This is a genomic window from Rhizobium sp. NFACC06-2, from assembly GCF_900101425.1.
Lineage (GTDB): Bacteria > Pseudomonadota > Alphaproteobacteria > Rhizobiales > Rhizobiaceae > Agrobacterium > Agrobacterium leguminum.
This window is the reverse complement of sequence record NZ_FMVA01000008.1, coordinates 192,128-216,305: the sequence shown is the minus strand read 5'-3', so window position 1 is coordinate 216,305 and position 24,178 is coordinate 192,128. Positions and strand designations below refer to the sequence as shown.

The 24,178-nt window shown below is 59.7% G+C and carries 28 protein-coding genes; 21 read left to right on the top strand and 7 right to left on the bottom strand.

Annotated elements, in window-relative coordinates; genetic code table 11:
* Positions 1–32 precede the first annotated feature (32 nt).
* From F3H58_RS15770 to guaA, 7 genes are all read left to right on the top strand, one after another.
* Positions 33–1,556, top strand: coding sequence for a di-heme oxidoreductase family protein (locus F3H58_RS15770; RefSeq protein ID WP_149742838.1), 1,524 nt, complete (start codon positions 33–35; stop codon positions 1,554–1,556).
* Complete coding sequence (locus F3H58_RS15765; RefSeq protein WP_149742837.1) at positions 1,556–2,677, top strand: imelysin family protein; 1,122 nt, start codon at positions 1,556–1,558, stop codon at positions 2,675–2,677. The genes F3H58_RS15770 and F3H58_RS15765 overlap by 1 nt, the downstream gene beginning before the upstream one ends.
* Before the next feature lie 4 nt (positions 2,678–2,681).
* Positions 2,682–3,776, top strand: coding sequence for a DUF1513 domain-containing protein (locus F3H58_RS15760; protein WP_149742836.1), 1,095 nt, complete (start codon positions 2,682–2,684; stop codon positions 3,774–3,776).
* A gap of 51 nt (positions 3,777–3,827) precedes the next feature.
* Positions 3,828–4,280: a TspO/MBR family protein gene (locus F3H58_RS15755; RefSeq protein WP_149742835.1), complete on the top strand. Its 453-nt coding sequence runs from the start codon at positions 3,828–3,830 to the stop codon at positions 4,278–4,280.
* 78 nt (positions 4,281–4,358) lie between these two features.
* Positions 4,359–4,808, top strand: coding sequence for a PaaI family thioesterase (locus F3H58_RS15750; protein ID WP_003520131.1), 450 nt, complete (start codon positions 4,359–4,361; stop codon positions 4,806–4,808).
* Positions 4,805–5,443 (top strand): 5'-methylthioadenosine/S-adenosylhomocysteine nucleosidase, encoded by a 639-nt coding sequence (locus F3H58_RS15745; RefSeq protein ID WP_149742834.1) that lies wholly within the window; start codon positions 4,805–4,807, stop codon positions 5,441–5,443. The genes F3H58_RS15750 and F3H58_RS15745 overlap by 4 nt, the downstream gene beginning before the upstream one ends.
* An 83-nt stretch (positions 5,444–5,526) precedes the next feature.
* Positions 5,527–7,104: a glutamine-hydrolyzing GMP synthase gene (gene guaA, locus F3H58_RS15740; RefSeq protein ID WP_149742833.1), complete on the top strand. Its 1,578-nt coding sequence runs from the start codon at positions 5,527–5,529 to the stop codon at positions 7,102–7,104.
* A gap of 40 nt (positions 7,105–7,144) precedes the next feature.
* On the opposite strand, the gene F3H58_RS15735 is transcribed toward guaA, so the two are convergent.
* Together F3H58_RS15735 and F3H58_RS15730 are read right to left on the bottom strand one after the other, a co-directional pair.
* Positions 7,145–7,633, bottom strand: coding sequence for a hypothetical protein (locus F3H58_RS15735; RefSeq protein WP_065654663.1), 489 nt, complete (start codon positions 7,631–7,633; stop codon positions 7,145–7,147).
* Between the two features lie 143 nt (positions 7,634–7,776).
* Positions 7,777–8,355 carry a TetR/AcrR family transcriptional regulator gene (locus F3H58_RS15730; RefSeq protein ID WP_149742832.1) on the bottom strand — a complete coding sequence of 193 codons (579 nt, stop codon included), beginning with the start codon at positions 8,353–8,355 and terminating at the stop codon, positions 7,777–7,779.
* Between the two features lie 189 nt (positions 8,356–8,544).
* Between F3H58_RS15730 and F3H58_RS15725 the strand changes: the two genes are divergently transcribed.
* Entirely contained in the window at positions 8,545–9,261 is a 717-nt protein-coding gene (locus tag F3H58_RS15725; RefSeq protein ID WP_149742831.1) for a 2'-5' RNA ligase family protein, read from the top strand.
* A 187-nt stretch (positions 9,262–9,448) separates the two neighbouring features.
* Here F3H58_RS15725 and F3H58_RS27245 read toward each other — a convergent pair whose 3' ends face one another.
* Positions 9,449–9,616 (bottom strand): hypothetical protein, encoded by a 168-nt coding sequence (locus tag F3H58_RS27245; RefSeq protein WP_003503889.1) that lies wholly within the window; start codon positions 9,614–9,616, stop codon positions 9,449–9,451.
* A gap of 237 nt (positions 9,617–9,853) precedes the next feature.
* Here F3H58_RS27245 and F3H58_RS15715 point away from each other — a divergent pair, with 237 nt between their 5' ends.
* The 3 genes from F3H58_RS15715 to F3H58_RS15705 all read left to right on the top strand — a co-directional run bounded on the left by F3H58_RS15715 (position 9,854) and on the right by F3H58_RS15705 (position 12,017).
* A complete protein-coding gene (locus tag F3H58_RS15715; protein WP_149742830.1) occupies positions 9,854–10,201 on the top strand; it encodes an ArsC family reductase in 348 nt (115 codons plus the stop codon).
* A 12-nt stretch (positions 10,202–10,213) separates the two neighbouring features.
* The gene (ybaK, locus tag F3H58_RS15710) at positions 10,214–10,690 is read left to right on the top strand and encodes a Cys-tRNA(Pro) deacylase (protein ID WP_125145165.1); all 477 of its coding nucleotides are present in this window, start codon (positions 10,214–10,216) and stop codon (positions 10,688–10,690) included.
* An 88-nt stretch (positions 10,691–10,778) separates the two neighbouring features.
* Positions 10,779–12,017, top strand: a complete 1,239-nt coding sequence (locus tag F3H58_RS15705; RefSeq protein WP_149742829.1) for an aminopeptidase — start codon at positions 10,779–10,781, stop codon at positions 12,015–12,017.
* Positions 12,018–12,023: 6 nt separating this feature from the next.
* Here the strand turns inward: F3H58_RS15705 and pecM are convergent, their stop codons facing one another.
* Positions 12,024–12,887 carry a 4-hydroxybenzaldehyde efflux transporter PecM gene (pecM, locus tag F3H58_RS15700; protein WP_149742828.1) on the bottom strand — a complete coding sequence of 288 codons (864 nt, stop codon included), beginning with the start codon at positions 12,885–12,887 and terminating at the stop codon, positions 12,024–12,026.
* A gap of 81 nt (positions 12,888–12,968) precedes the next feature.
* Between pecM and F3H58_RS15695 the strand changes: the two genes are divergently transcribed.
* The 3 genes from F3H58_RS15695 (at position 12,969) to F3H58_RS15685 (ending at position 15,534) form a co-directional block, all read left to right on the top strand.
* Complete coding sequence (locus F3H58_RS15695; protein WP_188128943.1) at positions 12,969–13,469, top strand: MarR family winged helix-turn-helix transcriptional regulator; 501 nt, start codon at positions 12,969–12,971, stop codon at positions 13,467–13,469.
* Between the two features lie 107 nt (positions 13,470–13,576).
* The gene (locus F3H58_RS15690) at positions 13,577–14,284 is read left to right on the top strand and encodes a FadR/GntR family transcriptional regulator (protein WP_078051376.1); all 708 of its coding nucleotides are present in this window, start codon (positions 13,577–13,579) and stop codon (positions 14,282–14,284) included.
* 47 nt (positions 14,285–14,331) lie between these two features.
* Positions 14,332–15,534 carry a mandelate racemase/muconate lactonizing enzyme family protein gene (locus F3H58_RS15685; RefSeq protein WP_149742827.1) on the top strand — a complete coding sequence of 401 codons (1,203 nt, stop codon included), beginning with the start codon at positions 14,332–14,334 and terminating at the stop codon, positions 15,532–15,534.
* Here F3H58_RS15685 and xseA read toward each other — a convergent pair whose 3' ends face one another.
* Positions 15,535–17,133 carry an exodeoxyribonuclease VII large subunit gene (xseA, locus tag F3H58_RS15680; protein WP_149742826.1) on the bottom strand — a complete coding sequence of 533 codons (1,599 nt, stop codon included), beginning with the start codon at positions 17,131–17,133 and terminating at the stop codon, positions 15,535–15,537.
* A gap of 189 nt (positions 17,134–17,322) precedes the next feature.
* Here xseA and F3H58_RS15675 point away from each other — a divergent pair, with 189 nt between their 5' ends.
* Both F3H58_RS15675 and F3H58_RS15670 read left to right on the top strand, forming a co-directional pair.
* Positions 17,323–17,565 (top strand): hypothetical protein, encoded by a 243-nt coding sequence (locus tag F3H58_RS15675; RefSeq protein WP_078051379.1) that lies wholly within the window; start codon positions 17,323–17,325, stop codon positions 17,563–17,565.
* 12 nt (positions 17,566–17,577) lie between these two features.
* Positions 17,578–17,949, top strand: coding sequence for a hypothetical protein (locus F3H58_RS15670; protein ID WP_149742825.1), 372 nt, complete (start codon positions 17,578–17,580; stop codon positions 17,947–17,949).
* On the opposite strand, the gene F3H58_RS15665 is transcribed toward F3H58_RS15670, so the two are convergent.
* Positions 17,946–18,929, bottom strand: a complete 984-nt coding sequence (locus F3H58_RS15665; RefSeq protein WP_149742824.1) for a Gfo/Idh/MocA family protein — start codon at positions 18,927–18,929, stop codon at positions 17,946–17,948. The two genes, F3H58_RS15670 and F3H58_RS15665, sit on opposite strands and share 4 nt — an antisense overlap.
* 180 nt (positions 18,930–19,109) lie before the next feature.
* Between F3H58_RS15665 and F3H58_RS15660 the strand changes: the two genes are divergently transcribed.
* The 4 genes from F3H58_RS15660 to F3H58_RS15645 all read left to right on the top strand — a co-directional run bounded on the left by F3H58_RS15660 (position 19,110) and on the right by F3H58_RS15645 (position 22,157).
* A complete protein-coding gene (locus tag F3H58_RS15660; protein WP_035240404.1) occupies positions 19,110–19,670 on the top strand; it encodes a cysteine hydrolase family protein in 561 nt (186 codons plus the stop codon).
* Positions 19,670–20,653: a GlxA family transcriptional regulator gene (locus F3H58_RS15655; protein ID WP_149742823.1), complete on the top strand. Its 984-nt coding sequence runs from the start codon at positions 19,670–19,672 to the stop codon at positions 20,651–20,653. Before F3H58_RS15660 ends, F3H58_RS15655 begins: the two co-directional genes overlap by 1 nt.
* A gap of 108 nt (positions 20,654–20,761) precedes the next feature.
* The gene (locus tag F3H58_RS15650; protein WP_149742822.1) at positions 20,762–21,712 is read left to right on the top strand and encodes an aldo/keto reductase; all 951 of its coding nucleotides are present in this window, start codon (positions 20,762–20,764) and stop codon (positions 21,710–21,712) included.
* A 1-nt stretch (position 21,713) separates the two neighbouring features.
* A complete protein-coding gene (locus tag F3H58_RS15645; protein ID WP_080855824.1) occupies positions 21,714–22,157 on the top strand; it encodes a GNAT family N-acetyltransferase in 444 nt (147 codons plus the stop codon).
* On the opposite strand, the gene F3H58_RS15640 is transcribed toward F3H58_RS15645, so the two are convergent.
* Positions 22,158–23,048 carry a LysR family transcriptional regulator gene (locus F3H58_RS15640; RefSeq protein ID WP_149742821.1) on the bottom strand — a complete coding sequence of 297 codons (891 nt, stop codon included), beginning with the start codon at positions 23,046–23,048 and terminating at the stop codon, positions 22,158–22,160. It lies immediately after the preceding gene.
* A gap of 115 nt (positions 23,049–23,163) precedes the next feature.
* Here F3H58_RS15640 and F3H58_RS15635 point away from each other — a divergent pair, with 115 nt between their 5' ends.
* Complete coding sequence (locus tag F3H58_RS15635) at positions 23,164–24,165, top strand: aldo/keto reductase (RefSeq protein WP_149742820.1); 1,002 nt, start codon at positions 23,164–23,166, stop codon at positions 24,163–24,165.
* The last annotated feature ends 13 nt before the right edge of the window (positions 24,166–24,178 follow it).

The window sequence follows — 24,178 nt, the reverse complement described above, 5'->3', positions numbered from 1 at the left end:
CGGCCCGTTACTTTTCACCCGCCCTTATTGTCATGCGATTTTTGCTGCCGCCGATCCGCAAGCCATTCTTCTTCGCCGGGGCAGCCTGCCTTGTGGCGTCAATGGCGCTTGCCGAACCGCTGCGCAACGACCTGACGGAGAAAGATCGAAGCCGCGTGCTGGCCGTGACTGCGCCAACGGCAGATTTTACCCGGCCGGAACCTTTCGAGGCCATGTCCGGCGGAGCGACGACCAGCACCAGCAAGGCCGACAGCGGCGCGTTTTCGCATCCTTCCGCCACCATGTCGCTCGAAGGGAAACAGGATTTCAAGCTCGGCAATGCGCTGTTCCAGAAGCTCTGGGTCTCCTCTCCTTCCTCCGCACAGGCCTCCGACGGGCTCGGGCCGCTGTTTAACGCTCGATCCTGCCAGACCTGCCATGTGAAGGATGGCAGGGGTCGACCGCCTCTTGCCGGAGAAGACGCCGTCTCGCTGTTTCTGCGGCTGGCGCGACCGGCCCGTGATGAAGCCGAACGACAGGCCATTGCCAGCCACCAGACCTTAAATTTTCCCGATGAGACCTATGGCCGGCAGCTTCAGAACCTAGCCATTCCCGGCCTCGCCGCCGAAGGCAAGCCGGTCATCACCTATACGGAAGAGCCGCTTCAGCTGGCGGATGGTGAGGTGGTGATGCTGCGCAAGCCCGGCTATGCCGTGGCGAACCTGCAATATGGTCCGCTCGGTGCCGACACGACGCTTTCGGCGCGCATTGCCATGCCCACCCTCGGTCTTGGCCTGATCGAGGCCATTGCCGAGGCCGATATTTTGGCCCAGGCCGACCCGGACGACAACAATGGCGACGGCATTACCGGGCGTCCCGCATGGGTCAAAGACCATCGCACCGGCGAGGTGAAACTCGGGCGGTTTGGCTGGAAAGCGCAAAATGCGAGCGTGCGAGACCAGAGCGCCAGCGCCTTCTCCCACGATATCGGCATTTCCACACCGGATGCGCCGAATGCCTATGGCGACTGCACGGACGTCCAGAAGAACTGTCTTGCCATGCCGACCGGTGTGCAGCTGAGGCTCGGGCCGGTGGAGGCGCCCGATCCGGTTCTCGATCTCGTGACTTTCTACACCGAAAACCTCGCAGTGCCGCGCCGCCGCAACGTCGATGATTCGACGGTCCTGCAGGGAAAGCAGCTTTTCTACGCCTCCGGCTGTACGGCCTGCCACACCCCGAAATTCGTCACACGCCGCGACGCCGCCGACCCAATGCATTCTTTCCAGCTGATCTGGCCCTATTCCGATTTTCTGCTGCATGACATGGGCGAAGGACTTGCCGATGACCAGCAGGTGGGCGAAGCAAACGGCCGACAGTGGCGAACCCAGCCGCTTTGGGGCATAGGCCTGACGCAAAAGGTCAATGGCAACGGTTTTTACCTGCATGACGGGCGGGCGCGCAGCCTGACGGAAGCGATATTGTGGCACGGCGGCGAAGGGCAAAAAGCGCGCGACGCCTTTGCCGCCTTGCAAAAATCCGACCGGCAGGCTTTGCTGGCCTTTCTGGAGTCCCTTTGATGAAAAATGCCATGCGAAAAATTTCCGGCGTCATGTCCGTGCTGCTGCTTCTGACCACGCCGCCGGCAAGGGCACAGGATGTGGAACTGATGCCGCCACCGCCGCTCGACCCGGTTGAGGTGCGAGGCGTGATGGAAAAGGCGGTGAACGGCTTCATCCGTCCCGGCTATGATCGCTTCCGGCGGTCGGCGGAGACGCTGGAAGGCCGCATGAAATCTTTCTGCACCGCTCCCTCCGAAACGACCGCAGCGGCGGCCAAGGCTGCCTTTGTCGATACGGTGTCACGCTGGTCGACCATCGAGATCGTGCGTGTCGGCCCTGTCATCGAGAAGAACCGTTTCGAACGCGTGCTTTATTATCCCGACAAGAAGGGTCTCGGGCTGAAACAGGTGCAGCGTTATCTCGCCGAAAAGGATGAAAGCGTCACGAGTGCGGATGGCCTGAGCGGCAAGAGCGTTGCGGCGCAGGGGCTCGGCGCTCTTGAGTTCGTGCTTTACGGAACCGGAGCGGAAGAGTTGCTCGACAGGAAGGGTGATTTCCGCTGCCGTTACGGTGCGGCCATCGCCGGTAATATCGCCAATGTGGCGACGGAACTTTCCGACAGCTGGAATGCGCCTGACGGCGCGCAGAAAAACTGGACCCAGCCCGGAGCGGACAACCCCGTCTTTCGTGACGAGCGCGAGGCGCTGGTCGCCCTGCTCGGCATTCTCGTCCATGGCTCCGAAGCCATTCGCGATCAGCGGATCGAAACCTTCTACAAGGGACCGGACAAGGCAAGATTTCCCCGCACCGCCATTTATTGGCGCTCCGGCCTGACATGGCAGGGCATTTCCACCAATATCAAGGCGGTTCAGACCCTGCTGCACACGGCGGATATGGTCGAACTCGTACCGCCCGATCAACGCTCCATCGTCAACTCCATCGATTTCATCGCCAAATCGATGATCCGCGTTGCCGGGACAATCGATACGGATGTGCAAAAGGCGCTGGATCAGGACGATCAGCGCGCCAAGGTGGATTATCTGCTGCTCAATGGCAAAGACCTGATCTACCGCTTGAACGATCAATATGGCGGCGCCATTGGCCTCAGCTCCGGCTTCTCCTTCGCCGATGGGGACTGAGCCGATGATCTCCGGCACCAAACGGATGCTGATAGATCGGCGCAGCTTCATCAAAGCGGCGGGAGCTCCCTTCCTCGCCGCGCTGGCTCCCCGTTCACTTTATGCGTTGGAGCGGACGGACGCGGTCTTTGCCTCCGCCTTCCGCGCCCGTGACGGGTCCTACGGCATTGCGACGGTGAGCGAGCGCGGCGAGATCATCGACCGCGTCGCGCTTCCTGCCCGCGCCCATGGAATGGCGACGAGCCACACGACCGGCATGACCGTGGCCTTTGCGCGCCGGCCCGGCACCTTCTTCATGGCCTTCGACCCCGCGCGACGCGGCGCACCGATCGTGATGCATACGCCGGAAAACCGCCACTTCTACGGCCACGGGCAATTCTCTCCTGACGGCGCAATCCTCTATGCCAGCGAAAACGACTTCGACGGCAATCGCGGCGTTATCGGGCTCTATGACGCCCGCAACGGCTTTGCCCGCATCGGCGAATATGATGCGCATGGCATCGGCACGCATGACATGACGGTGAGCGATGACGGGCGGCTGATCGTGATCGCCAATGGCGGCATCGAAACCCATCCGGATTTCGGCCGAACCAAGCTCAATATCGACAATATGCAGCCGTCCCTCGTGCTTCTGGATGCGGCGACCGGGCAAGTGATCCAGAAACACGCCATGCCGGCGCATCTGCGGCAGCTTTCCACCCGCCATGTCGACCTCGGCGATGACGGGCGTATCTGGTTCGCCTGCCAATATGAGGGACCGCGCAACGATCTCCCGCCTCTTGTCGGCCATTTCTCCAGGGGCGAGGCTCTCACTTTCGTCGATCTGCCGGAAGAAACGACGGTGCGCCTTGCCAATTATGTCGGGGCCATCGCCGTCAACCGGCGCGACGGGCTGGTGGGCCTGACATCGCCCAACGGCAACGCCGCCGTGACGCTGGATGCGAAAACCGGGCGCGTCGTTTCCGAGACGACGGTGCGGGAAGCGGCAGGCGTCGCGCCCGCCGCGAGAGGCATTGCGGTTTCTTCCTATGACGGATTTTTCGAGACCCGGCGCAGCGACGTGGCGTGGGATCAGCACATCGTGCGTCTGTCCAGCTAAAATACTGAAAAGACAGGGGAACAAAAGCACGGCCGGCGCATTGGACGGATCATGAGAAATTTTGCCGTCTATGTCGTTTTTGTGGTTGCTGTTGTTGCCGTGGGGGCGCTGATCGGCGTCAACAATGTGCCCGGCGAATGGTATCAATCGCTGCAGAAGCCTTTCTTCAATCCGCCCAACTGGATTTTCGGGCCCGTCTGGACCGCGCTTTACGTGCTGATCGGCATTGCCGGCGCACGGACATGGATCCGCAAGCCGATGGGAACGCGCATGCGGCTGTGGTTCACGCAGATGGTGCTGAACTTCCTGTGGTCTCCGATTTTTTTCGGAATGCAAAGCCCGGCGGGGGCGCTCGTCATCATCGTTCCGATGCTGATCTGCATCGTCGCCTTTATGGCGCTCACCTACCGCCGTGACCGCATATCCATGTGGCTTTTCGTGCCCTATGCCGTATGGGTCGCCTTTGCCACGGTGCTAAATGCAAGCATCGGCATGTTGAACTAAATCCCCGCACCGCCCTTGCCTTGCCTGCCGCCACGCGCCATGTCAGTTTGCGATGAGGCAGAAGCAGGCAGGTAGGCAATGGAGATCACGGATCCCGGCGATTTTCGTCAGCGGATAGAAAGAAGCTTTGCGCGGCAGGGCGTGGTGCAGGCGATTAACGCCGAGATCAGCCGTATCGAACACCGGCTGGTGGAAATCGAGCTTCCTTTTCATGAAAAGCTGACGCAGCAGCACGGCATATTGCATGCGGGCGTCATCGCCGCCGGTCTGGATACGGCCTGCACCTATGCCGCTTATACGATCATCGAGCCGGAAGCCTCGCTGCTGACCATCGAGTTCAAGGTCAACCTCATGTCGCCGGGACGCGGCGAGCGGTTCCTGTTTCGCGGCGAGATCATCAAGCCAGGGAACAACCTGATCGTCGCCGATGGCCGCGCCTATGCGCTGTCCGACGGACCGGCGAAGCTGATTGCCTCCATGACGGGCACGATGATGGTGGTGAAGGGTCGCGAGGATATTACCGGATGAGCTACCGGCTTTTGCATGTTGCGGATAAATCCGTCCTCTTCGTGATGGCCGCTTCCCCCGAATACGGTCCCCATCTTCAGGCACGCATTGCGCCGCTGATGACCGGTATCGGCCCCGTCGAGGCGGCGATCGCCGTCACGGCCGTTCTTGCCGGTCTCGATGCGGCCGATCACCTGCCGGACCTCGTCGTTTCGCTCGGTTCCGCCGGTTCGCGGACGCTGGAGCAAACCGGCATCTATCAGGCGATTTCGGTTTCCTACCGCGACATGGACGCCTCCGCCTTCGGTTTCGAAAAGGGCTGCACGCCGCTGCTCGATCTGCCCGCCGAAGTGGCCTTGCCTTTTCGAATACCTGAAATTGCCGGGGCGCGGCTTTCCACGGGCGCCAATGTCGTTTCGGGTGAGGCCTATGGGCTGATCGACGCCGATATGGTGGAAATGGAAACCTTCGCGGTTTTAAGAGCCTGCCAGCGCTTCGGCGTACCGCTCGTCAGTCTGCGCGGCATTTCCGATGGCAAGGTGGATGTGAACCATGTGGACGACTGGACGGAGTACCTGCACATCATCGATGAAAAGCTGGCGGATGCCGTCCACCGGCTTTGCCGCGCCATCGAGGACGGCGTAATTGCCCTTTAGAACCTTGCGATTTTCGCAAATTTCCGCTGTTTGACGCCCGCTTCCGGGTTGCCTAAAGCCGCCATTTTCTTTAAAGGCTCGCCATGACCCAGATAGCCCATCCCGACAGCATTCTCATCATCGATTTCGGCAGCCAGGTGACGCAGCTGATTGCGCGCCGCATCCGCGAAGCCGGGGTCTATTGCGAAATCCATCCGTTTCAGAATGCCGCAGAGGCGTTCGAGAAGCTTCAGCCCAAGGGCGTGATCTTCTCCGGCGGCCCCGCATCTGTCACGGCGGAAGGAAGCCCGCGCGCACCGCAGGCGGTGTTCGACAGCAAGGTTCCGATCCTCGGCATCTGCTACGGCCAGCAGACGCTCTGCACGCAGCTCGGCGGTGTGGTCGAGGGTGGCCATGCGGCGGAATTCGGCCGCGCCGATATCGACATCAAGAAGGCAAGTCCGCTTTTCGAAGGCTTCTGGGAACAGGGCAAGAGCTATCCCGTCTGGATGAGCCATGGCGACCGCGTGACGAAGCTGCCGGAAGGTTTCGAGGTCATCGCGACCTCCGAGAACGCACCTTTCGCCATCGCCGCGGACGAGAAGCGTCACTACTACTCCACCATGTTCCACCCGGAAGTGGTGCATACGCCTGATGGCGGCAAGCTGCTCTCCAACTTCGTGCACAAGATCGTCGGGCTCAAATCCGACTGGACGATGGCGGCCTATCGCGCCGAAATGATCCGCAAGATCCGCGAGCAGGTCGGCACCGGCCGCGTGCTCTGCGCGCTTTCCGGCGGCGTCGATTCCTCGGTTGCGGCCATCCTCATTCATGAGGCGATCGGCGACCAGCTCACCTGCGTTTACGTCGATCACGGCCTGATGCGACTTGGCGAAAGCGAGCAGGTCGTCGGCATGTTCCGCGACCATTACAATATTCCGCTGGTGCATGTGGATGCCGCCGACCTGTTCCTCGGCGAACTGTCGGGCGTTTCCGATCCGGAAGTGAAGCGCAAGACCATCGGCCGCCTGTTCATCGAGGTCTTCGAGGCCGAAGCGGCCAAGATCGCCGCCGACGGCAAGGGCGCACCGAATTTCCTGGCGCAGGGCACGCTTTACCCCGACGTCATCGAGAGCGTCTCCTTCTCCGGCGGCCCCTCGGTCACCATCAAGAGCCACCACAATGTCGGCGGTCTTCCCGAGCGGATGAACATGCAGCTCGTCGAGCCGCTGCGCGAACTCTTCAAGGATGAAGTGCGTGCGCTCGGCCGTGAACTCGGCCTGCCGGACAGCTTCATCGGCCGCCACCCCTTCCCCGGCCCGGGCCTGGCAATCCGCTGCCCCGGTACGATTACCCGTGAGAAGCTGGATATTCTGCGCAAGGCGGATGCGATCTATCTCGATGAAATCCGCAAGGCCGGTCTCTACGACACCATCTGGCAGGCTTTCGCCGTGCTGCTGCCGGTGCAGACCGTGGGCGTCATGGGCGATTACCGCACCTATGACTTCGTCTGCGCGCTGCGCGCCGTAACCTCGGTGGATGGCATGACGGCGGATTTCTATCCCTACGACATGAATTTCCTCGGCCGCGCGGCAACCCGCATCATCAACGAAGTACGCGGCATCAATCGCGTCGTCTATGACGTGACGAGCAAGCCGCCCGGCACGATCGAGTGGGAATAAGGACGATACTCGACACAGTCCTATAAAGATGACGCCGCGACTAGTTCGCGGCGTTTCTGTTTTGCCGTGCGAGATAGATAATCTGGGCGGTCAGACCGACCACGAGGATCGCCAGCAACCCTGCCTGAGCGCCGAGAAGCAGCGGCGATTTCAGGTCCGTAACCAAAGGGTGACCGTCTGGAACACGACGCAGGATTTCGCTCACCGTCGGGACCATCAAAAGAAACGCACTGATGCTGAGACAGATGGTTTCGATATATCTGGCCATGCGCGTTGAACCGAGAACGCCTTCGATGCCGTAACCTGCGAGCAGGAACAGGATGGTCAGGACGCCAACGCCGTAACTGATCGGCTGATGTGCCACGAGGAAGACCGTCGCAGCGCCAATCAGCATGGAGACAAGATAAAGAGTGCCTGGCGCTGATCGGGGAACGATTCGACCGTGGCGCGCAAACATGTAAATGGCGGCGGGAATGGCCGGCAGGCTTCCAAGCGTATGGATCCAGCCGAGCGGAGAAATTCCGAACATGAGAGATTGCCTTTCTCGTCCAAAAGGACGTGGTGGTCCGGGAAGCAGACCGTCATCGACAAATCTGCCAGCTTGATACGGTCTATTTTTTCGGTGGCCTGCCACTCAGGTCATGCATCGAGCTCCCTCGCGAAACTGCGATTTCAAGCGGTCATGCGCTCCAGCATGGGGCGGGTTATTGCGCCAAAAGTCGTCGCATCACCATGGGCACGGGCGGAAAGCATCGCGCCATGCACGGTGGCCATGAAGATTTCAGCATTGGCTCTGGTGGTTCCGTTCAGCGCGAGGCGCCCCTGGGCAACGCCACGTTCCAGAACGGCGGTGAGCCAGTCGGAGAGACTTCGAAAATGCGCGCGCACTTCAAGAGCGACCGTTTCAGGAAGAACCGGAATTTCACTGGCGAGCAGAGCGCAGACGCAGAAGGGGTGAGTGGCCTCGGCGATACAGCCCTCCCAATAGCCGATATAGGCGCGGAGCTGTTCGAGCGGGTCGGAAATGTTTCGCTCCAGTTCGGCGATACCGGCTTCCGCCTCCTGCCTGTATTGCGCAACCAGTTTTTGGACCAGATCGGACTTGCTGGGAAAGTGATGGTGAATGCTCGCATTGCGAATGCCGACCACGGCGGAAATGTCGGCATAGCTGAAACTGTTATAGCCGCCCTTTATGATCAGGGAGCGTGCGCAACGGAGGATTTCATCTGCTTTGGTCTGTGGATTTTTCATAAGAATGATCTACCAATTAGTAGGTAGAGTGTCAACACCAAGTGGTTTTAACCTACGGCTGCGAACAGGCGCTACGGGCTATTTCCCGGCATCGGGTAGGCACCCAAGGATTTCGTTCTCTTTTTGTTCTTTAAATTATTGCCGTTGGTGATAATATCCCGGCCCGGGCAAAGGCCGTGGAGCATCGCTATGGGTTTCGGGTTGGCAGATGAAGGAGGTTTAAGGCAGCTTTTCTTCGAAGGATGGGAGCCGGAGAAAATACGGCGTTTCAATCCGCGATTTAGCAGCAAGCTCTTGATCACGGTGAAACCGCCGGCAGCTCTGGCGGAACGAATTTTTGCCGATGCGTCGCGCCATGCCGCAGGGCGGACGAAGCGTGAGGCCTATCCGCCGGAGCTTCTGCATATAACCCTGCTCTGTATCGGAGGTTTCGAGACCGTGCCTCACAGGCTGGTAGAAAGGCTGAAGGCAGCGCTGGGGGAGATCAAGGCGCGGCCCGTTCCAATCACATTCGATGGAACGTTGCTGTTCGGCAATCGCAACAGTCTGGCGCTACACAGCAGCCGCGAGATGCAGGAACTTAAGGCTCTGGCGAAAATGGTGCAGCGCGCCCTGCGGCGGACAAACCTGCCCTATGTCGCCGCATCGTCGTATACGCCACATCTCACCGTTATCTACGGCTGCGGGAAAATTGAACTGATGCCGGCTGATAAACCCTATAGCTGGCTGGCGGGGAGCTTCGAACTCGTTTTCAGCCACAATGGCGAAACACGGCATGAACTGCTCGGGCGCTTCGCACTCTCGCCGAAAGCGGAGCGTTATGAACCGCCCGAAAGCCAGCTAAATTTGCCGGAAAAAGTGATCGGACCTTCGAAACGGCCGACACAAAGGGCATCAGTGCGATAACATGCACCTGAAGCGGCACACCGCATCCATGCCGACATTTTCCGCATTCTCTATTGAGAATGATACGGAACCTTGTTGTGCGAATCCGCCGCTTCTTTCGCCAGCCGCACATCCGCAGCGCCAGCCGAAAACCGATCCGGTTATCGAACGCAAGCGAGGCGATATCGCCTCGCAACGGATGACCAGCTTAGAGCTGTACCTTGTCGAAAGCCTTGCCGTCGATGCCGAGGGCTTCGAGATCGGCGCGGGCAGGCTTGCGATGTGCGCGAACAGCGGCCGAAACCGAGAGCGCTGCACCGAGAACGGCGAAAGTTTCACCGAAGAAGTTACGCGATGTCTTTGCAACCTGACGCATTTTTCTCTCCATCTTTGATGCCCAGATAATGGGCATTTAAGGCCCGTTCTACAACTCATGATGCAGCAGGGAAGCCATGCAGCTTTGCTCGCGCTCGTTTGGATATCAGCCATTGCGATTTTGCATGGCTTAAGCGGCAGGACCGGGTATATGCGCAGGGCACTTCAGGAGGCGGGTTGAATAAGACGGATATTTTGTTATGCCGGAAGTGCTTTTAGAGACGAAGAGGCAGATGGCATGACGGTCACGATTTACGGCATCAAGAACTGCGACACGATGAAGAAGACCAGAAGCTGGCTGGAAGCCAACGGTGTCGACTATTCTTTCCATGACTATAAGGCGGCCGGCATCGACCGTGCCCATCTGGAAACATGGTGCGATGCCGCGGGCTGGGAAACGGTTCTAAACCGGGCCGGCACCACCTTCAAGAAACTCGATGACGGCCAGAAGGCCGATCTCACCCGTGAGAAGGCCATTGGGCTGATGCTGGAACAGCCCTCCATGATCAAGCGTCCCGTGCTGGAAGCGAAGGGCAGGATAACCGTCGGTTTCAAGCCTGAAACCTACCAGACCCTTTTTGCGTGAACGCAGCCCGCCATGTCCAAAACAACCCGTGCCACCCAAATGCTGACCAAGGCCGGCGTTGCCTTCACCACCGTTACCTATGACTACGATCCGAATGCCGACCGCATCGGCCTGCAGGCGGCCGAGGCGATCGGTGAGCCACCGCATCTGGTGCTGAAAACGCTGATGGCGGAACTCGATGGCAAGCCGGTCTGCGTCGTCGTCCCTTCGGATCGCGAGGTCAGCATGAAGAAGCTGGCCGCCGCCTTCGGTGGCAAATCCGCCAGCATGATGAGGCCTGCCGATGCGGAGCGCGCCACCGGTTATCATGTCGGTGGCATCAGCCCTTTCGGGCAGAAGAAACAGGTGCCGACGGCCATTGAGGCCGGGGCCATGGCGCATGATTATGTCTACATGAATGGCGGACAACGCGGCCTGCAGGTGAGGCTTTCGCCCCGCGATGCCCAAAGCGCACTGAAGGCGATTGCCGCGCCGCTGGTCGCCGATTGAAGCGCGGGATGCGCGCCTGAAAGCATTTGGCTTTCGGAAGGAATGGGCTATGGTCGGCGCCTCCTATTGAAATAGACGAAGGCAGATCATGACCGTTTCCCCCATCGATCCCGTTAAACTCGAAAAACTGGCCGAAGTCGCAGTCAAGGTCGGCCTGCAATTGCAGAAGGATCAGGATCTGGTGATTACCGCACCGCTGGCGGCCCTGCCGCTGGTGCGATTTTTGACCAAACACGCCTATATGGCGGGTGGCGGACTGGTCACCACCTTTTATTCCGACGAAGAAACCACGCTTGCCCGCTATCGCCACGCCAGCGACGCCAATTTCGACCGGGCTTCCGGCTGGCTTTATGAAGGCATGGCGAAGGCCTATGCCAATGGCGCGGCGCGGCTGGCGATTGCCGGCGACAATCCCATGCTGCTGGCTGAACAGGACCCCGCCAAGATAGCCCGCGCCAACAAGGCCAACTCCACGGCCTACAAGCCGGCGCTGGAGAAGATTTCCAATTTCGACATCAACTGGAACATCATCTCCTATCCGAACCCCTCCTGGGCGAAGCAGGTCTTCCCCGGTCTCGCGGAAGACGAAGCGGTCCGCAAGCTCGCGGACGCCATCTTCGCCGCGTCGCGGGTAGATCTGGCCGACCCGGTCGCGGCCTGGGCCGAGCACAATGCTAATCTTGCCAAACGTTCGGCATGGCTGAACGGCGAGCGTTTCTCTGCGCTGCATTTCACCGGCCCCGGCACGGATGTGAAGATCGGCCTCGCCGACGGCCATGAATGGCATGGCGGCGCCTCCACCGCCAAGAATGGCGTGACCTGCAACCCGAATATCCCGACGGAAGAAGTCTTCACCACCCCGCATGCGCTGCGTGTCGACGGTTACGTCTCCAGCACCAAGCCGCTATCGCATCAAGGAACGCTGATTGACGACATCCAGGTGAAGTTCGAAGCCGGCCGTATCGTCGAAGCCAAGGCTTCGAAGGGCGAAGCGGTGCTGAACAAGGTGCTCGACACCGACGAGGGCGCGCGGCGTCTCGGCGAAGTGGCGCTGGTGCCGCATTCCTCGCCGATCTCTGCAAGCGGCATCCTGTTCTACAATACGCTGTTCGATGAAAACGCCTCCTGCCACATTGCGCTTGGCCAATGCTATTCGAAATGCTTCCTCGACGGCGCTTCGCTGTCGCAGGATGAAATCAAGGCGCAGGGCGGCAACTCAAGCCTGATCCACATCGACTGGATGATCGGCTCCGACAAGGTGGATATTGACGGTGTGAAGCCGGACGGCTCTACGGTTCCGGTGATGCGCAAGGGCGAATGGGCCTGACGACACCTATCTCGGCAACTGGCTGCGCTGACTGAGCCAGATGCTGAAAAGTACCGCAACGAAACCGACGATCTGCGCTGGCGTGAGGCTTTGGCCAAGCGCCAGCCAGCCGAGCAGGGTTGCAACGACCGGGCTTAGAAAACCAAGCGATGCGGCGGCGGAAGGTTCGATGCGGGCAAGCCCGCGAAACCACAGAAAATAGGTCAGGGCAGCACCGATAAGTCCCAGATAGGCCATGCCTAGAATATTGGCCGCTGTCGGCGTCGGCAGGGTCGGCTCCAGGAAATAGGCGACCGGCAGCAAAAGAAGGCCGCCCGCCGTCAATTGCCAGGCGGTGAATGTGAGGTTCGACACCGGCGGCCGCCATTTACGGGTCAGCACCGTTCCAAAAGCCATGGAGACGGCGCCGGCAAGACCTGCCGCCACACCGATACCATCCAGCGCAGCGCCCGGCGCCAGAACCAGAAGCGCGACCCCGACAATGCCGAGAAAACCGGCCGCGATGGCCAGCGGCCGGACGGGCGCCGCGAGAAACAGGCGGGAAAGGCCAATTACGATCAGGGGCTGGACTGCGCCCACCGTTGCCGCGACGCCGCCCGGCAGCCGATAGGCCGACACAAAAAGCATCGCCCAGAAGAACGAGAAATTCAGCGCTCCGAGAATGAAGCTGCGCGGCCACCAGATACCGTGTGGCAGCTTTCTTACGAAAAGCAGCAAAAGCACGCCGGCCGGCAATGCGCGCAGCATCGCGACATGAAAGGGATAGCCGTGCGGCAAAAATTCGGTCGTCACGAAATAGGTGGTTCCCCAGATGGCGGGGGCAAGGGCGGTCACCAGCACATCGGCGGCATAAGTCGGATTTTTCTTCATTTCAAGAATCTCTAGATCAAGATAAATGCAATCTAGCCGATTTTATCTTGACGTCAAGACATCAATTGTTATGCCTTGGTGATGAGCAAAGAACCGTTGGACCATGTCGATCACATTCTGGAGCAATGGCGCAGGGAGCGACCCGATCTCGATGTCGGTCCCATGGGGCTGCTCGGGCGCCTGAACCGTCTCGCTACCCATCTCGGCCGCGAGGTGGAGGCGGTGCTGCTGAAGCACGGGCTTTCCTCTTCCGCTTTCGATGTGCTGGCGACATTGCGGCGCTCCGGCTCACCCTACAGGCTCTCCCCCGGCGATCTTTTGGCCATGACGATGGTGAGTTCCGGCACCATGACCAACCGGATCGACCAGCTCGAGAAAGCCGGGTTGGTGGAGCGCATACATAACCCGAACGACCGGCGCAGCGTCCTGATATCGTTGACGGAACGGGGGTTTGCCATTGTCGAGGAAGCGGCAGGCGCTCACGTCGAAAACCAGCACCGTCTGGTCGCCGGTCTCAGCGAAGAAGAGCGTGCGACGCTGAACCGACTGCTGAAACGGTTTTTGCGGGATTTCGAAGAATAGGCTTTTCGGCCCGACAAACACACAATGGCGCCGGGATGGCGCTTGTTTCGCCGCAAAAAATCCTGTAAGCAATTTTCCATAAACCTGTACTACAGGTTGGAGGAAAAATGTTAACTGCCATTTCGCATGAGTCCGGCCTCGTCAGCAGCACGATCGGCGCTATCACCCGCCATATCCGCGAAAACGAACTTGCACCGGGAGCAAAGCTCCCCAGCGAGCTTTCGCTCTCGCAACAGCTCGGTGTCTCCCGCACCGTCGTTCGCGAGGCTTTCCGGTCCCTCTCGGCCATGCGGTTGATCGACGTGAGTGCCGGCAAGCGCGCGACGGTGGCGACGCTGGATCACGGTGCAATGTCATTGATGTTCGAACATGGCATTCACACCGAACAGATCAACATCCAGCAGATCTACGATGTGCGCCGCACAATCGAAGTCAGAACCGTGACGCTCGCGGCACTGAGGCGAACGGATGCGGAAGCGCTCACGATTCTCGACCATGCCAACAATATGGAGCGGGATTTCGGTGACAATGACAAGGTCATGGAACACGACCTTGCTTTTCACCTCGCCGTTGCCCGAGCCTCGAAGAACCCGGTTTTCGAACTCATTCTCGGCGCCTTTCAAAACGTGACGCGCCAGACATGGCCGATCGGATGGAAGAGCCGAACATCCGACGCGCAGCGTCATGCAGCCGGGGAACTTCATATCGCCATCGGGCAGGCCATTGCCGCCGGTGACCCGCAAACGGCCTCAACGCTGATGGCGCGTCATTTCGATGAAAGCGTGCATGCGCTTCTGGCCGCCGGCATAGCCTGATTTTTTCAACGCAATCCCAGACGAAAATCTCTGGAGGAGACACTTTCATGAAAATCACGAAACTGGAAACCGTCCGTGTGGCGGAACGGGCAAACCTGCTCTGGGTTCTGGTCCACACCGATGAGGGCATTACCGGGCTTGGCGAAACCTTTTATGGCGCCGAGACGGTGGAGACCTATGTGCACGAATATATCGCCCCCCGCGTGATCGGCCGCGACCCGCTGCAGATCGACCTTCTGGCGCATGACCTCGTCGGTTATCTCGGCTTCCGTTCATCGGGCGCGGAAGTGCGCGGCAACTCCGCCTTCGATATTGCGCTGTGGGATATTTTCGGCAAGGCGACGAACCAGCCAATCGCCCAGCTTCTCGGCGGTTTCAGCCGTAAGGAAATCCGCACCTACAACACCTGCGCGGGCACCGAATATATCAAGAAGGCGACCGGGCAGCAGACGGCCAATTATGGCCTTTCCGGCGGCAAGGATTATGACGACCTGAACGGCTTCCTGCACCGGGCGGACGAGCTTGCCCATTCGCTGCTGGAAGACGGCATCACCGCCATGAAGATATGGCCTTTCGATGCGGCGGCGGAAAAAACGCGCGGCCAATATATCTCGATGCCGGACCTGAAAAGCGCGCTCGAGCCATTTGAAAAAATCCGCAAGGCAGTGGGTGACAAGATGGATATCATGGTGGAGTTTCACTCCATGTGGCAGCTTCTGCCCGCCATGCAGATCGCCAAGGCGCTCACCCCCTACCAGACCTTCTGGCATGAAGACCCGATCAAGATGGACAGTCTTTCCAGCCTGACGCGTTATGCCGCCGTTTCGCCCGCGCCGATTTCCGCCTCGGAGACGCTCGGCTCCCGCTGGGCCTTCCGCGATCTGCTCGAGACAGGTGCTGCCGGTGTGGTGATGCTGGACATCAGCTGGTGCGGCGGGCTTTCGGAGGCGCGCAAGATCGCTTCGATGGCGGAAGCCTGGCATCTGCCCGTCGCACCGCATGATTGCACCGGGCCGGTGGTGCTCTGCGCCTCCACCCATCTGTCGCTCAACGCGCCGAACGCGCTGGTGCAGGAAAGCGTGCGCGCCTTCTACAAGACCTGGTATCGCGATCTTGTCACCGCATTGCCTGAGGTGAAGAACGGCATGATCACCGTGCCGCCAGGCGCCGGCCTTGGCATGGAACTGCATCCCGATATCGAAAAGACCTTCACCGTCAGCCGCCGTTTTTCGGATGCGGCGTCGATCTGATCAGAACAGGCTGCCCTGGTTGCCCGGATCGGAAGAAGCCGGTTTGGCCGGCTTCTTTTTTGGCACTATGGGGTTATCAGGGGACGGCGCGCCCTCCCCCGTCGTGATGGCCGAGACGCGGCCATCGGCAAATTCCATCGAGACCACAGCACCTGAAGCGATAGCGGCAGCGCGGGTCAGCGGCCGGTTCTCCTCATCGCGGATCACGGCATAACCGCGTTTCAGCACATTTTTATAAGAGAGCGATTGCAGGATGCGGTCATGGGCGGCAAGGCCTGCACGGTTCTGCGTCATGCGGTGCAATACGGCTGTATCGGCCCGGCGCGCGCCGGTGACGACCCGCTCCTTCTGCCGCTCCACCTGCCCGAGCAGCCGGGCGGGAAGCGAACGCAGCGCGGAATCGAAGGCATCGACACGGCCTTTTCCCTGCAGCAGACGGCGCTCCACCAAGGTCTCGGCCCGGTGCATGCGCTCGGTAATCCGTTGCCTGTGCTGTTTGAGACCGTTCAACAAGGTTTCCGGCCTGAGACCCGAGGCGGACCGTTCGAAGGCGCGGCGCTTGTTCAGCGTGGTCAATTCCAGTCCACGCCCGAGACCGCTCGCGGCCTCGTCGAAACGGCGGCGCGGCAGGGCCAGAAGCTGATCGAGCGACGGCAGCGCGCGCACCAGCGCCCGCACGCCCTGACGGCGATTGTCCATCTGCCGCGATACCGAGCCTGAAAGACGCGCGGCAAGGCCGGAGAGCTGCGCTTCCAGTTCCGCACGCACCGGCACGGCCATTTCGGCGGCCCCCGTCGGGGTCGGCGCACGCACATCGGCAGCGTAGTCGATCAAGGTCGTATCGGTTTCATGCCCGACGGCGGAAATCAGCGGGATTTCGCTTTCGGCAGCGGCGCGTACGACGATTTCGTCGTTGAAGCTCCAGAGGTCCTCCAGACTGCCGCCGCCACGCGCGACAATCAGCACATCCGGCCGCGCAATCTCACCGCCGGGCTGAAGCGCATTGAAACCGCGAATGGCGTTCGCCACTTCTTCGCCCGAACCTTCACCCTGCACCTTGACCGGCCAGACGACCACATGGACCGGAAAGCGATCCGAAATGCGGTGAAGAATATCGCGAATGACAGCGCCCGTGGGCGAGGTAACGACGCCGATGACATGCGGCATGAAGGGCAGCCGGCGCTTGCGGACCGCATCGAACAGCCCTTCCGCCGCCAGACGCCGGCGGCGATCTTCCAAGAGCGCCATCAGCGCGCCGGCGCCGGCAGGCTCGAGGCTTTCTATGACGATCTGGTATTTCGACGAGCCGGGAAAAGTTGTGACCTTGCCGGTGGCGATGACTTCCATGCCCTCTTCCGGGCGGAACTTCAGCCGCGAGAAGGTGCCTTTCCAGATCACCGCATCGATACGGGCGCGGTCGTCCTTCAGCGAGAAATAGGCATGTCCTGAAGAATGCGGACCGCGATAGCCGGAAATCTCGCCGCGCACCCGCACCTGCTCGAAAGCCGTCTCCACCGTGCGCTTGATGGAACCCGACAGTTCGGAGACCGAGAACTCGGCAAGATTGCTCAATGCTGCGTGGGAGAAGATATCGCTCATGCCCGTTTGTAACCAAAACCCGTCGATTCGGAAATGCCGGCGCCGGCCAGCCTCATTTTAACGGCGATGAAACCATATCCTCAACTAACGAGTTAGGAAAATGGGGATTGGAGGAGGAAACAAGGGTTCGTTAGGGAAAACGGCGTTACGTCTTGCCCCAGGCCCGATAACCAAAGAGGAGGCGGCATCATGATTTTTCTTACCGCCACAGCACTCGGCGTAACCGCAGTTGCGCTTCGTTCGGTTTTCAGTATCGTTTTCATCTGCATGATGATTATCGGTGCCTATGGCGTGGCGATTGCACTTTCTTCCACGGCCGTGCCCTTGATGTCGCTGCTTCTGGCGCTCGCCGGGTACAATTTCGGTGTCGTGGGTGTCGTCCTCAGCCTTCTGGTGCTGCAGCGCCCGCGTTCCACCCAGCCAACCCTCTAAAAGCCCACGGTCTTGAGGCGTCCGCACTTTGCGCTGACCGAGATTTGCGGACTGGCCGCCGACCTTGCCGTTACCTGTCTGCTTATTTTCTATCTCCGCGTCGATCCGCTGGCCGCCCGTTTGCCGGGCGCGGCAACGGGGCTTGCAACAAGCTGGCGGCTGAACCGTGCAAATGGTGAGGCATCAGCCAGGCTGAACAGCTTCCTGATGAATGCCGTCACGCTCACCTCACGTATCGTCAGTGTCGGCCTGTTTGCCCTGCTGCAATGGCGCAATCCTCTCGTGCAGCCGCTCGTCCCGCTTGCCTTTTCAATAATCGCAGCGCTGGCGCTGGCGCTTTACGGCTATTGGCGGCTTCAAAAGCAACGGCAAGATCAGGACTAAACCCTCTCCCAGCCATCCTTTTCCGCTGCCCGGTAGATAGCGTCGATGAAAAGCTGGTTCTTTCTCGAGCTTTCCAGCGTCACGACGTCGCCCTCACCCTTCGCCGCACGGGCAAAGGCCTCCGCCTCCAGTTTGTATTGGCGGCTATCCTGAAACCGGAATATTTGCGACTGGCTATGGGCCTGATTGGTCAGTTCGATCTCTTCCGCACCCCAGCGATTGGCGTTGAAGGGAGACTTGACCTCAATGTACCCCTCAGTGCCATGGAAAACCATGATCTGACGGGCGGCAAGCTGTGTGGCCAGATAAAAACTCAGTTCGAAATCACCGAAATCGGCCCTGACACTGGAATAGATATCTGTGCCGAATTCCTTATCGCGCTCGACGGCGGCCTGTACGCGCCGGGGCTCCGCGCCGGTAGCGAAGCGGGTCACGATGGTCGGGTAAACGCCGATATCCGGCAAGGCGCCGCCACCCAGTTCGGGAATATTGCGCATATTGCCGGGATCGCGGTTGAAATAGCTGAAAGCGCCCTGAACATGCTTCAGTGTGCCGATCGCGCCGGATGCCAGCAATTCCTTCACCTTCGCCCAGACGGGCGCATAGGTGACCATGAAAGCTTCCGAGACGATAACACGGTTGCGGTCACGCGCGGCGATGAGTGTGTCGATCTCCTCTGCCTTCAATGCAATCGGCTTTTCGCACAGAACATGCTTGCCGGCATCGGCGGCCTTGATGGTCCATTCCACATGCTGCGAGGTCGGAAGCGGAATATAGACGGCGTCGATCACATCCGAGGCCAGCATCTCCTCATAGGAGCCGAAGGCGTGGGGCACGGAAAAACGATCCGCCACCGCGCGCGCCTTGGCGAGGTCACGGCTGGCGATGGCGCTGACCACGCAGTTCTGCGCATCCTGTATCGCCGGAATGACGTGATCCTGAGCGATTTTCGCCGTTGAGATTATTCCGAAACGCAGCATTCCATTCTCCCGCTCTGCCATCCGTCGGAAACTTACCATCGTAACACGGTCTGGCAAGCCGCAGATGCATGACAGAACAAGATATGGCTGAATTTGTCCTGTCTTTGTCGGAATGCCTGCTTTTCTCCAAGCTTAATAAGAGAAATTATGCTATGCATGAACCCAATGGAGAAACATGAAATGTCCTCTTCCCATACAGCGCTGCTTGTCATCGACGTTCAGGAATCCTTTCGGCACGCCCCTTACTTCGAAGAAAGCGAGCTTGCCGCCTATCTTGAGAAGCAGCAGGCACTGATCGACGGTGCAAGGGCTGCGGGCATTCCCGTCGTGCAAATCTTCCACGTCGATGGCGACAGGGCCTTTTCAAAAGACAGCGGCTATATCCGGGCGCTGGAGGGTGTGCGGATCACCCCAGACGTCACCTTTCATAAGAACCGCCATTCGGCTTTTGCCGGCACCGGCCTCGAAATCTGGCTGACGCAGAAGGGCATCAACCGGCTGATCGTCTCCGGCATCCGCACCGAACAATGCTGCGAAACCACCACCCGGCATGCTTCCGATCTTGGTTACAGCGTCGATTACGTCACTGAAGCGACGCTGACTTTCCCGATGACACATGCTTCCGGCACCGTCTTCAGCCCGGACGATATCCGCAAGCGGACCGAGCTGGTGCTGGCCGGCCGCTTCGCGCGCATCGTAACCGTCGATGACGCACTGGCCACCGTCAAAGAGGCCGCCTGATGGATAATGGCGGCACGCGCACCATTCCCTTTTATACGCTTGTGCCGCCACATGCGCTGTTGCTCGATATTGCCGGTCCGCTCGAAGTGATCCGTTATGCCAACGGGGAACAGCGGGACATTCATTTCGACTGCCGCTACATTGCTGCGACTGACAAACAACAATCTTCCATCGGCCTTGCGCTTTCAGGGCTGGAGAGCTTGCCTGACACCCTGCCGGAAAATGCTTTCCTGCTGATCTCCGGCAGCACATCGCGCTTCGACAACGATCCGGAGACACGGCGAGAGCGGCAGGCGCTGGCCGCATGGCTGCGCCGTGCTGTGCGCCCCGATACGACAGTCATTTCCATCTGTTCCGGCGCACTGCTGGCGGGCGAAGCCGGGCTTTTTGACGGGCGCAACTGCACGACCCATGCCGACTGCGTTGAAGGGCTGCGTCGCATCGCGCCACTGTCCCAGGTGGCCGAAAACCGCCTTTTCGTCGAGGATGGCAACCGCTTCTCAAGCGCCGGTATTTCCACCGGCATCGACCTGATGCTGCATTTGGTTTCCCGGCTGACATCGCCTGCGGTCGCCGCGCGTATTGCCAAAACCATGGTGGTTTATCTCAGGCGCAGCGGCAGCGATCCGCAAATCTCCCCGTGGCTCACCGGCCGCAACCACATCCACCCCGCCATTCATCGGGTTCAGGACCGTGTAATGGCCGAGCCGGCGCAGGACTGGTCGCTGGAGCGGCTGGCCGATATTGCGGCACTCAGCGAAAGGCATCTGTCCCGCCTGTTTCGCGAGCATACGGGCATCAGCGTCATCGACTACGTCAACCTGATGCGGGTCAATCTTGCCCGCGACATTCTCGCCAACAGCCGCCTGGATATGGAAGCCATTGCCGAGAGGGCCGGTTTTGCCTCCGCCCGGCATTTGCGGCGTGTCTGGCAACAGCATAATCGCTTCCCTCCCAGCCACTATCGCGGTTTTCAGGCCTGATAATCTCAAACCCTGCCGCTGCCTGATGAATGCCATCAAAGGAATTGAATGGTTATGCGGATGAGCAGTTGCTACCTTGCCACCAAGACAGCAACAGGAGCATTCCCCGTGGAAAAACGAAGCCTCGGCCGCACCGGCCTCTCCATCGCCCCGATCGTCTTCGGCGGCAACGTGTTCGGCTGGACAGCGGATGAGAAGACTTCCTTTGCCCTGCTCGACGCCTTTTTCGACGCCGGGTTTAACGCCATCGACACGGCGGATGTCTATTCCGCATGGGTGGACGGACATGTGGGCGGCGAGTCCGAGACGATCATCGGCAAATGGCTGAAGCAGTCGAGCGTGAAGCGCGAAGATGCGGTAATCGTCACCAAGGTCGGTTTTGACAATCGCGGCCAGAAGACCGGCCTCAGCGCCAAGTGGATTGCGGAGGCCGTGGAAGCGTCGCTGAAGCGGCTGCAAACCGACTACATCGACCTTTACCTCGCCCACAAGCCGGATGCGGATGTGCCGCTGGAGGAAACGCTCGCTGCTTTCGGCAAGCTGAAGGAACAGGGAAAAATCCGCGCCATCGGCTGCTCAAATTATTCCGCAAGCCAGCTTCAAGACGCGCTGGACACGGCTGCAAAAAACAATCTTCCCCGTTATGACGTGCTGCAGCCGGAGTATAATCTCTATAACCGCAAGGATTTCGAAGGTCCGCTTGCCGAGCTTTGCGAGAAGGAAGAGATCGGCGTCATCAATTATTACAGCCTCGCCGCCGGCTTCCTCACCGGGAAATATCGGGCCAAGGCCGATACGGAAGGCGTCGCCCGCAGCTATCGCGTGGGTGAATATGTCAATACGCGCGGGCTTGCCATTCTGGGCGCCATGGATGCCGTAGCAGTGGAAACCGGGGCCAAACTTGCCGATATCGCACTGGCCTGGCTGTTGCGAAAGAAGGCGATAACCGCGCCGATCGCCAGCGCCACCAGCCTGTCTCAGCTTGAAAGCTTCAAACGCGCCGTCGACTTAAAGCTGACGGATGAGATGATGACGCTGCTCGACAAGGCGGGTGCGTAACATGGAGCTCAGAATTCGCGATGCGCAGCCGGCTGACCGGACGGAATGGCTGCGCCTGTGGAACGACTACCTCGCCTTTTATGATGTCGAACTTGCCGATGAGGTGACCGAGCATACCTGGGCACGCATTCTCGATCCCGCATCCCGTGTTTCCATGCGCGTGGCCATGCTCGGCGACCGCATGGCCGGTTTCGCCATTCATCACTTCCATGATTCCACCTGGGTAAAGACGCCCGACTGCTATCTGGAAGACCTGTTCGTCGATGGCGAAATCCGCGGCAAGGGAACCGGCCGGGCGCTGATGGATGATCTTGTCGCCATCTGCAAGGACAAGGGCTGGTCACGGCTCTACTGGCACACTGGCGAGGACAATCACCGCGCCCAGAAGCTCTATGACAGCTACGTGAAAAGCGACGGCCATATCCGCTATCGCATCAAGTTCTGATCAATTCCTGAAGCGGAAGAAATCCACGAAAGCCCTCAGCGCCGGCCTCATTTGCCGGCGCGAGGGATAATAAATGTAAAAACCGTCGAACGGGGCGCACCAGTCCTCAAGCACGCGGATAAGCCTGCCCGCCCGGATATCGTCTTCAACACGCTGCTCGAAAACGAAGGCAAGCCCTGCCCCGTCGATGGCAGCCCGGCGAATGAGGCTCTGGTCCGACAGGATCAGCGGCCCCTGCACATCAACCACCAATGGCTTGCCATTCTTCTCCAGTTCCCAGCGATAGATAAGGCCGCTGGCGAAACGCCGGCGGATACAGCGATGCCGGATGAGATCCCTTGGATCCTGCGGTGGTGGATTTTCTGAGAAATAGGAGGGGGCGCCAACAATCGCACCGCACCATGCGCCGCTCGCTTTTACCGCAATCATATCCGCATCGAGGTGCTCGCCAAGCCGCAAACCCGCATCGAAACCTTTCGCGACAATATCCTCGAAACGATCATCCGTTGAGATTTCGAGGGAAATATCGGGATAGAGCCGCAGGAACTCACCCAGCCGGGGCACGATGAGGTCCTCGGCAGCAAGCCTTGGCAGGGTGATGCGCAGGGGGCCGGCCGGTCTTCCGCCCTGCTCGGCAAGCGTCTCGATGACCGCATCGATATCGGCAAGTGCCGGACCAAGCGTTTCGAGAAGCCGCCTGCCCTCCTCTGTCGGTGAAACGCTGCGGGTGGTACGATGAAGCAGACGCAAGCCAAGACTCGCCTCCAGCGACGACACCGCATGGCTGACGGCGGAAGGGGCAATGGCAAGTTCGGCGGCGGCCTTGCGAAAGCTGCGGCCTTCGGCAACGGCAGCGAGAACAGCGAGTTGGGAGAGTTGCACACGGTTCATTGTTCTAAATGATAGAACAACCCACGCAGATTTGCAGCGATTATTTTTGCCGCCATGAGACGCTATTTTCTCATAACGCCCTGATAACGGGCGGTTCCTTTGAAAGGACGAACAGATGAAAAAAAGAACCCTTGGAAACAACCTTTCCGTTTCGGCGCTTGGCCTCGGCTGCATGGGCATGACACATGCCTATAGCCCGACCGGCGATGAAAGCAGCGCAATTGCAACGCTGCACCGCGCCGTCGAACTCGGCGTCACCTTTTTCGATACGGCAGAGGTTTATGGGCCTTACAACAACGAAATCCTTGTCGGCAAGGGTTTGAAGCCCTATCGCGACAAGGTGGTCATTGCCACCAAGTTCGGTTTCAAAATCGACACCAGCAAACCTGCTGGCCAGATGATGGTGGGCACCGACAGCCGCCCGGAAAATGTGCGCGCCGTCGCCGAAGCCTCCCTCAAACGCCTCGGCGTTGATGAGATCGACCTGTTCTATCAGCATCGCGTCGATCCAAATGTTCCGATCGAAGATACGGTAGGCGCTATGGCCCAGCTGGTAAAGCAGGGCAAGGTGAAGCATCTCGGCCTTTCAGAAGCGAGTGCCGAAACGCTTCGCAAAGCGCACGCTGTTCATCCGATTGCGGCCATTCAGAGCGAATATTCGCTATGGACCCGCGACGTGGAGGAAAACGGCGTGCTGGAAACCTGCCGAGAACTCGGCATCGGTTTCGTCCCCTTCAGCCCGCTCGGGCGCGGTGCCTTGACGGGCGCGCTGAAGTCGCTCGACGGCCTTGCATCCGACGACTTCCGCCGCGGCCTGCCACGCTTCCAGAGCGAAAACTTCGACGCCAATCTGGCGCTCATCAAGCTTCTGGAGGACATGGCGACTGAGAAGGGCGTGACCGCCGGACAACTGGCGCTGGCATGGGTGCTGGCACAGGGCGACTTCATCGTTCCTATTCCCGGCACGACAAAAATCGCCAATCTGGAGAAGAACGTTGCCGCAGCGGAGGTGTCGCTGACAGCAGAAGAAGCCGCCAGCCTCGGCGCGCTGCTTTCGCCCGCAAAAGTCGCCGGCGCGCGTTACCCGGAAAAGATGTCGCGGATGGCCAACCGATAACAACAAAAAGCCG

What these genes read in the sequence shown, in the direction of transcription:
- F3H58_RS15770 (WP_149742838.1), top strand. Translation starts at nt 33, where the DNA reads ATGCGATTTTTGCTGCCGCCGATCCGCAAGCCATTCTTCTTCGCCGGG.
- F3H58_RS15765 (WP_149742837.1), top strand. Translation starts at nt 1,556, where the DNA reads ATGAAAAATGCCATGCGAAAAATTTCCGGCGTCATGTCCGTGCTGCTG.
- F3H58_RS15760 (WP_149742836.1), top strand. Translation starts at nt 2,682, where the DNA reads ATGATCTCCGGCACCAAACGGATGCTGATAGATCGGCGCAGCTTCATC.
- F3H58_RS15755 (WP_149742835.1), top strand. Translation starts at nt 3,828, where the DNA reads ATGAGAAATTTTGCCGTCTATGTCGTTTTTGTGGTTGCTGTTGTTGCC.
- F3H58_RS15750 (WP_003520131.1), top strand. Translation starts at nt 4,359, where the DNA reads ATGGAGATCACGGATCCCGGCGATTTTCGTCAGCGGATAGAAAGAAGC.
- F3H58_RS15745 (WP_149742834.1), top strand. Translation starts at nt 4,805, where the DNA reads ATGAGCTACCGGCTTTTGCATGTTGCGGATAAATCCGTCCTCTTCGTG.
- guaA (WP_149742833.1), top strand. Translation starts at nt 5,527, where the DNA reads ATGACCCAGATAGCCCATCCCGACAGCATTCTCATCATCGATTTCGGC.
- F3H58_RS15735 (WP_065654663.1), bottom strand. Translation starts at nt 7,633, where the DNA reads ATGTTCGGAATTTCTCCGCTCGGCTGGATCCATACGCTTGGAAGCCTG.
- F3H58_RS15730 (WP_149742832.1), bottom strand. Translation starts at nt 8,355, where the DNA reads ATGAAAAATCCACAGACCAAAGCAGATGAAATCCTCCGTTGCGCACGC.
- F3H58_RS15725 (WP_149742831.1), top strand. Translation starts at nt 8,545, where the DNA reads ATGGGTTTCGGGTTGGCAGATGAAGGAGGTTTAAGGCAGCTTTTCTTC.
- F3H58_RS27245 (WP_003503889.1), bottom strand. Translation starts at nt 9,616, where the DNA reads ATGCGTCAGGTTGCAAAGACATCGCGTAACTTCTTCGGTGAAACTTTC.
- F3H58_RS15715 (WP_149742830.1), top strand. Translation starts at nt 9,854, where the DNA reads ATGACGGTCACGATTTACGGCATCAAGAACTGCGACACGATGAAGAAG.
- ybaK (WP_125145165.1), top strand. Translation starts at nt 10,214, where the DNA reads ATGTCCAAAACAACCCGTGCCACCCAAATGCTGACCAAGGCCGGCGTT.
- F3H58_RS15705 (WP_149742829.1), top strand. Translation starts at nt 10,779, where the DNA reads ATGACCGTTTCCCCCATCGATCCCGTTAAACTCGAAAAACTGGCCGAA.
- pecM (WP_149742828.1), bottom strand. Translation starts at nt 12,887, where the DNA reads ATGAAGAAAAATCCGACTTATGCCGCCGATGTGCTGGTGACCGCCCTT.
- F3H58_RS15695 (WP_188128943.1), top strand. Translation starts at nt 12,969, where the DNA reads ATGAGCAAAGAACCGTTGGACCATGTCGATCACATTCTGGAGCAATGG.
- F3H58_RS15690 (WP_078051376.1), top strand. Translation starts at nt 13,577, where the DNA reads ATGTTAACTGCCATTTCGCATGAGTCCGGCCTCGTCAGCAGCACGATC.
- F3H58_RS15685 (WP_149742827.1), top strand. Translation starts at nt 14,332, where the DNA reads ATGAAAATCACGAAACTGGAAACCGTCCGTGTGGCGGAACGGGCAAAC.
- xseA (WP_149742826.1), bottom strand. Translation starts at nt 17,133, where the DNA reads ATGAGCGATATCTTCTCCCACGCAGCATTGAGCAATCTTGCCGAGTTC.
- F3H58_RS15675 (WP_078051379.1), top strand. Translation starts at nt 17,323, where the DNA reads ATGATTTTTCTTACCGCCACAGCACTCGGCGTAACCGCAGTTGCGCTT.
- F3H58_RS15665 (WP_149742824.1), bottom strand. Translation starts at nt 18,929, where the DNA reads ATGCTGCGTTTCGGAATAATCTCAACGGCGAAAATCGCTCAGGATCAC.
- F3H58_RS15660 (WP_035240404.1), top strand. Translation starts at nt 19,110, where the DNA reads ATGTCCTCTTCCCATACAGCGCTGCTTGTCATCGACGTTCAGGAATCC.
- F3H58_RS15655 (WP_149742823.1), top strand. Translation starts at nt 19,670, where the DNA reads ATGGATAATGGCGGCACGCGCACCATTCCCTTTTATACGCTTGTGCCG.
- F3H58_RS15645 (WP_080855824.1), top strand. Translation starts at nt 21,714, where the DNA reads ATGGAGCTCAGAATTCGCGATGCGCAGCCGGCTGACCGGACGGAATGG.
- F3H58_RS15640 (WP_149742821.1), bottom strand. Translation starts at nt 23,048, where the DNA reads ATGAACCGTGTGCAACTCTCCCAACTCGCTGTTCTCGCTGCCGTTGCC.
- F3H58_RS15635 (WP_149742820.1), top strand. Translation starts at nt 23,164, where the DNA reads ATGAAAAAAAGAACCCTTGGAAACAACCTTTCCGTTTCGGCGCTTGGC.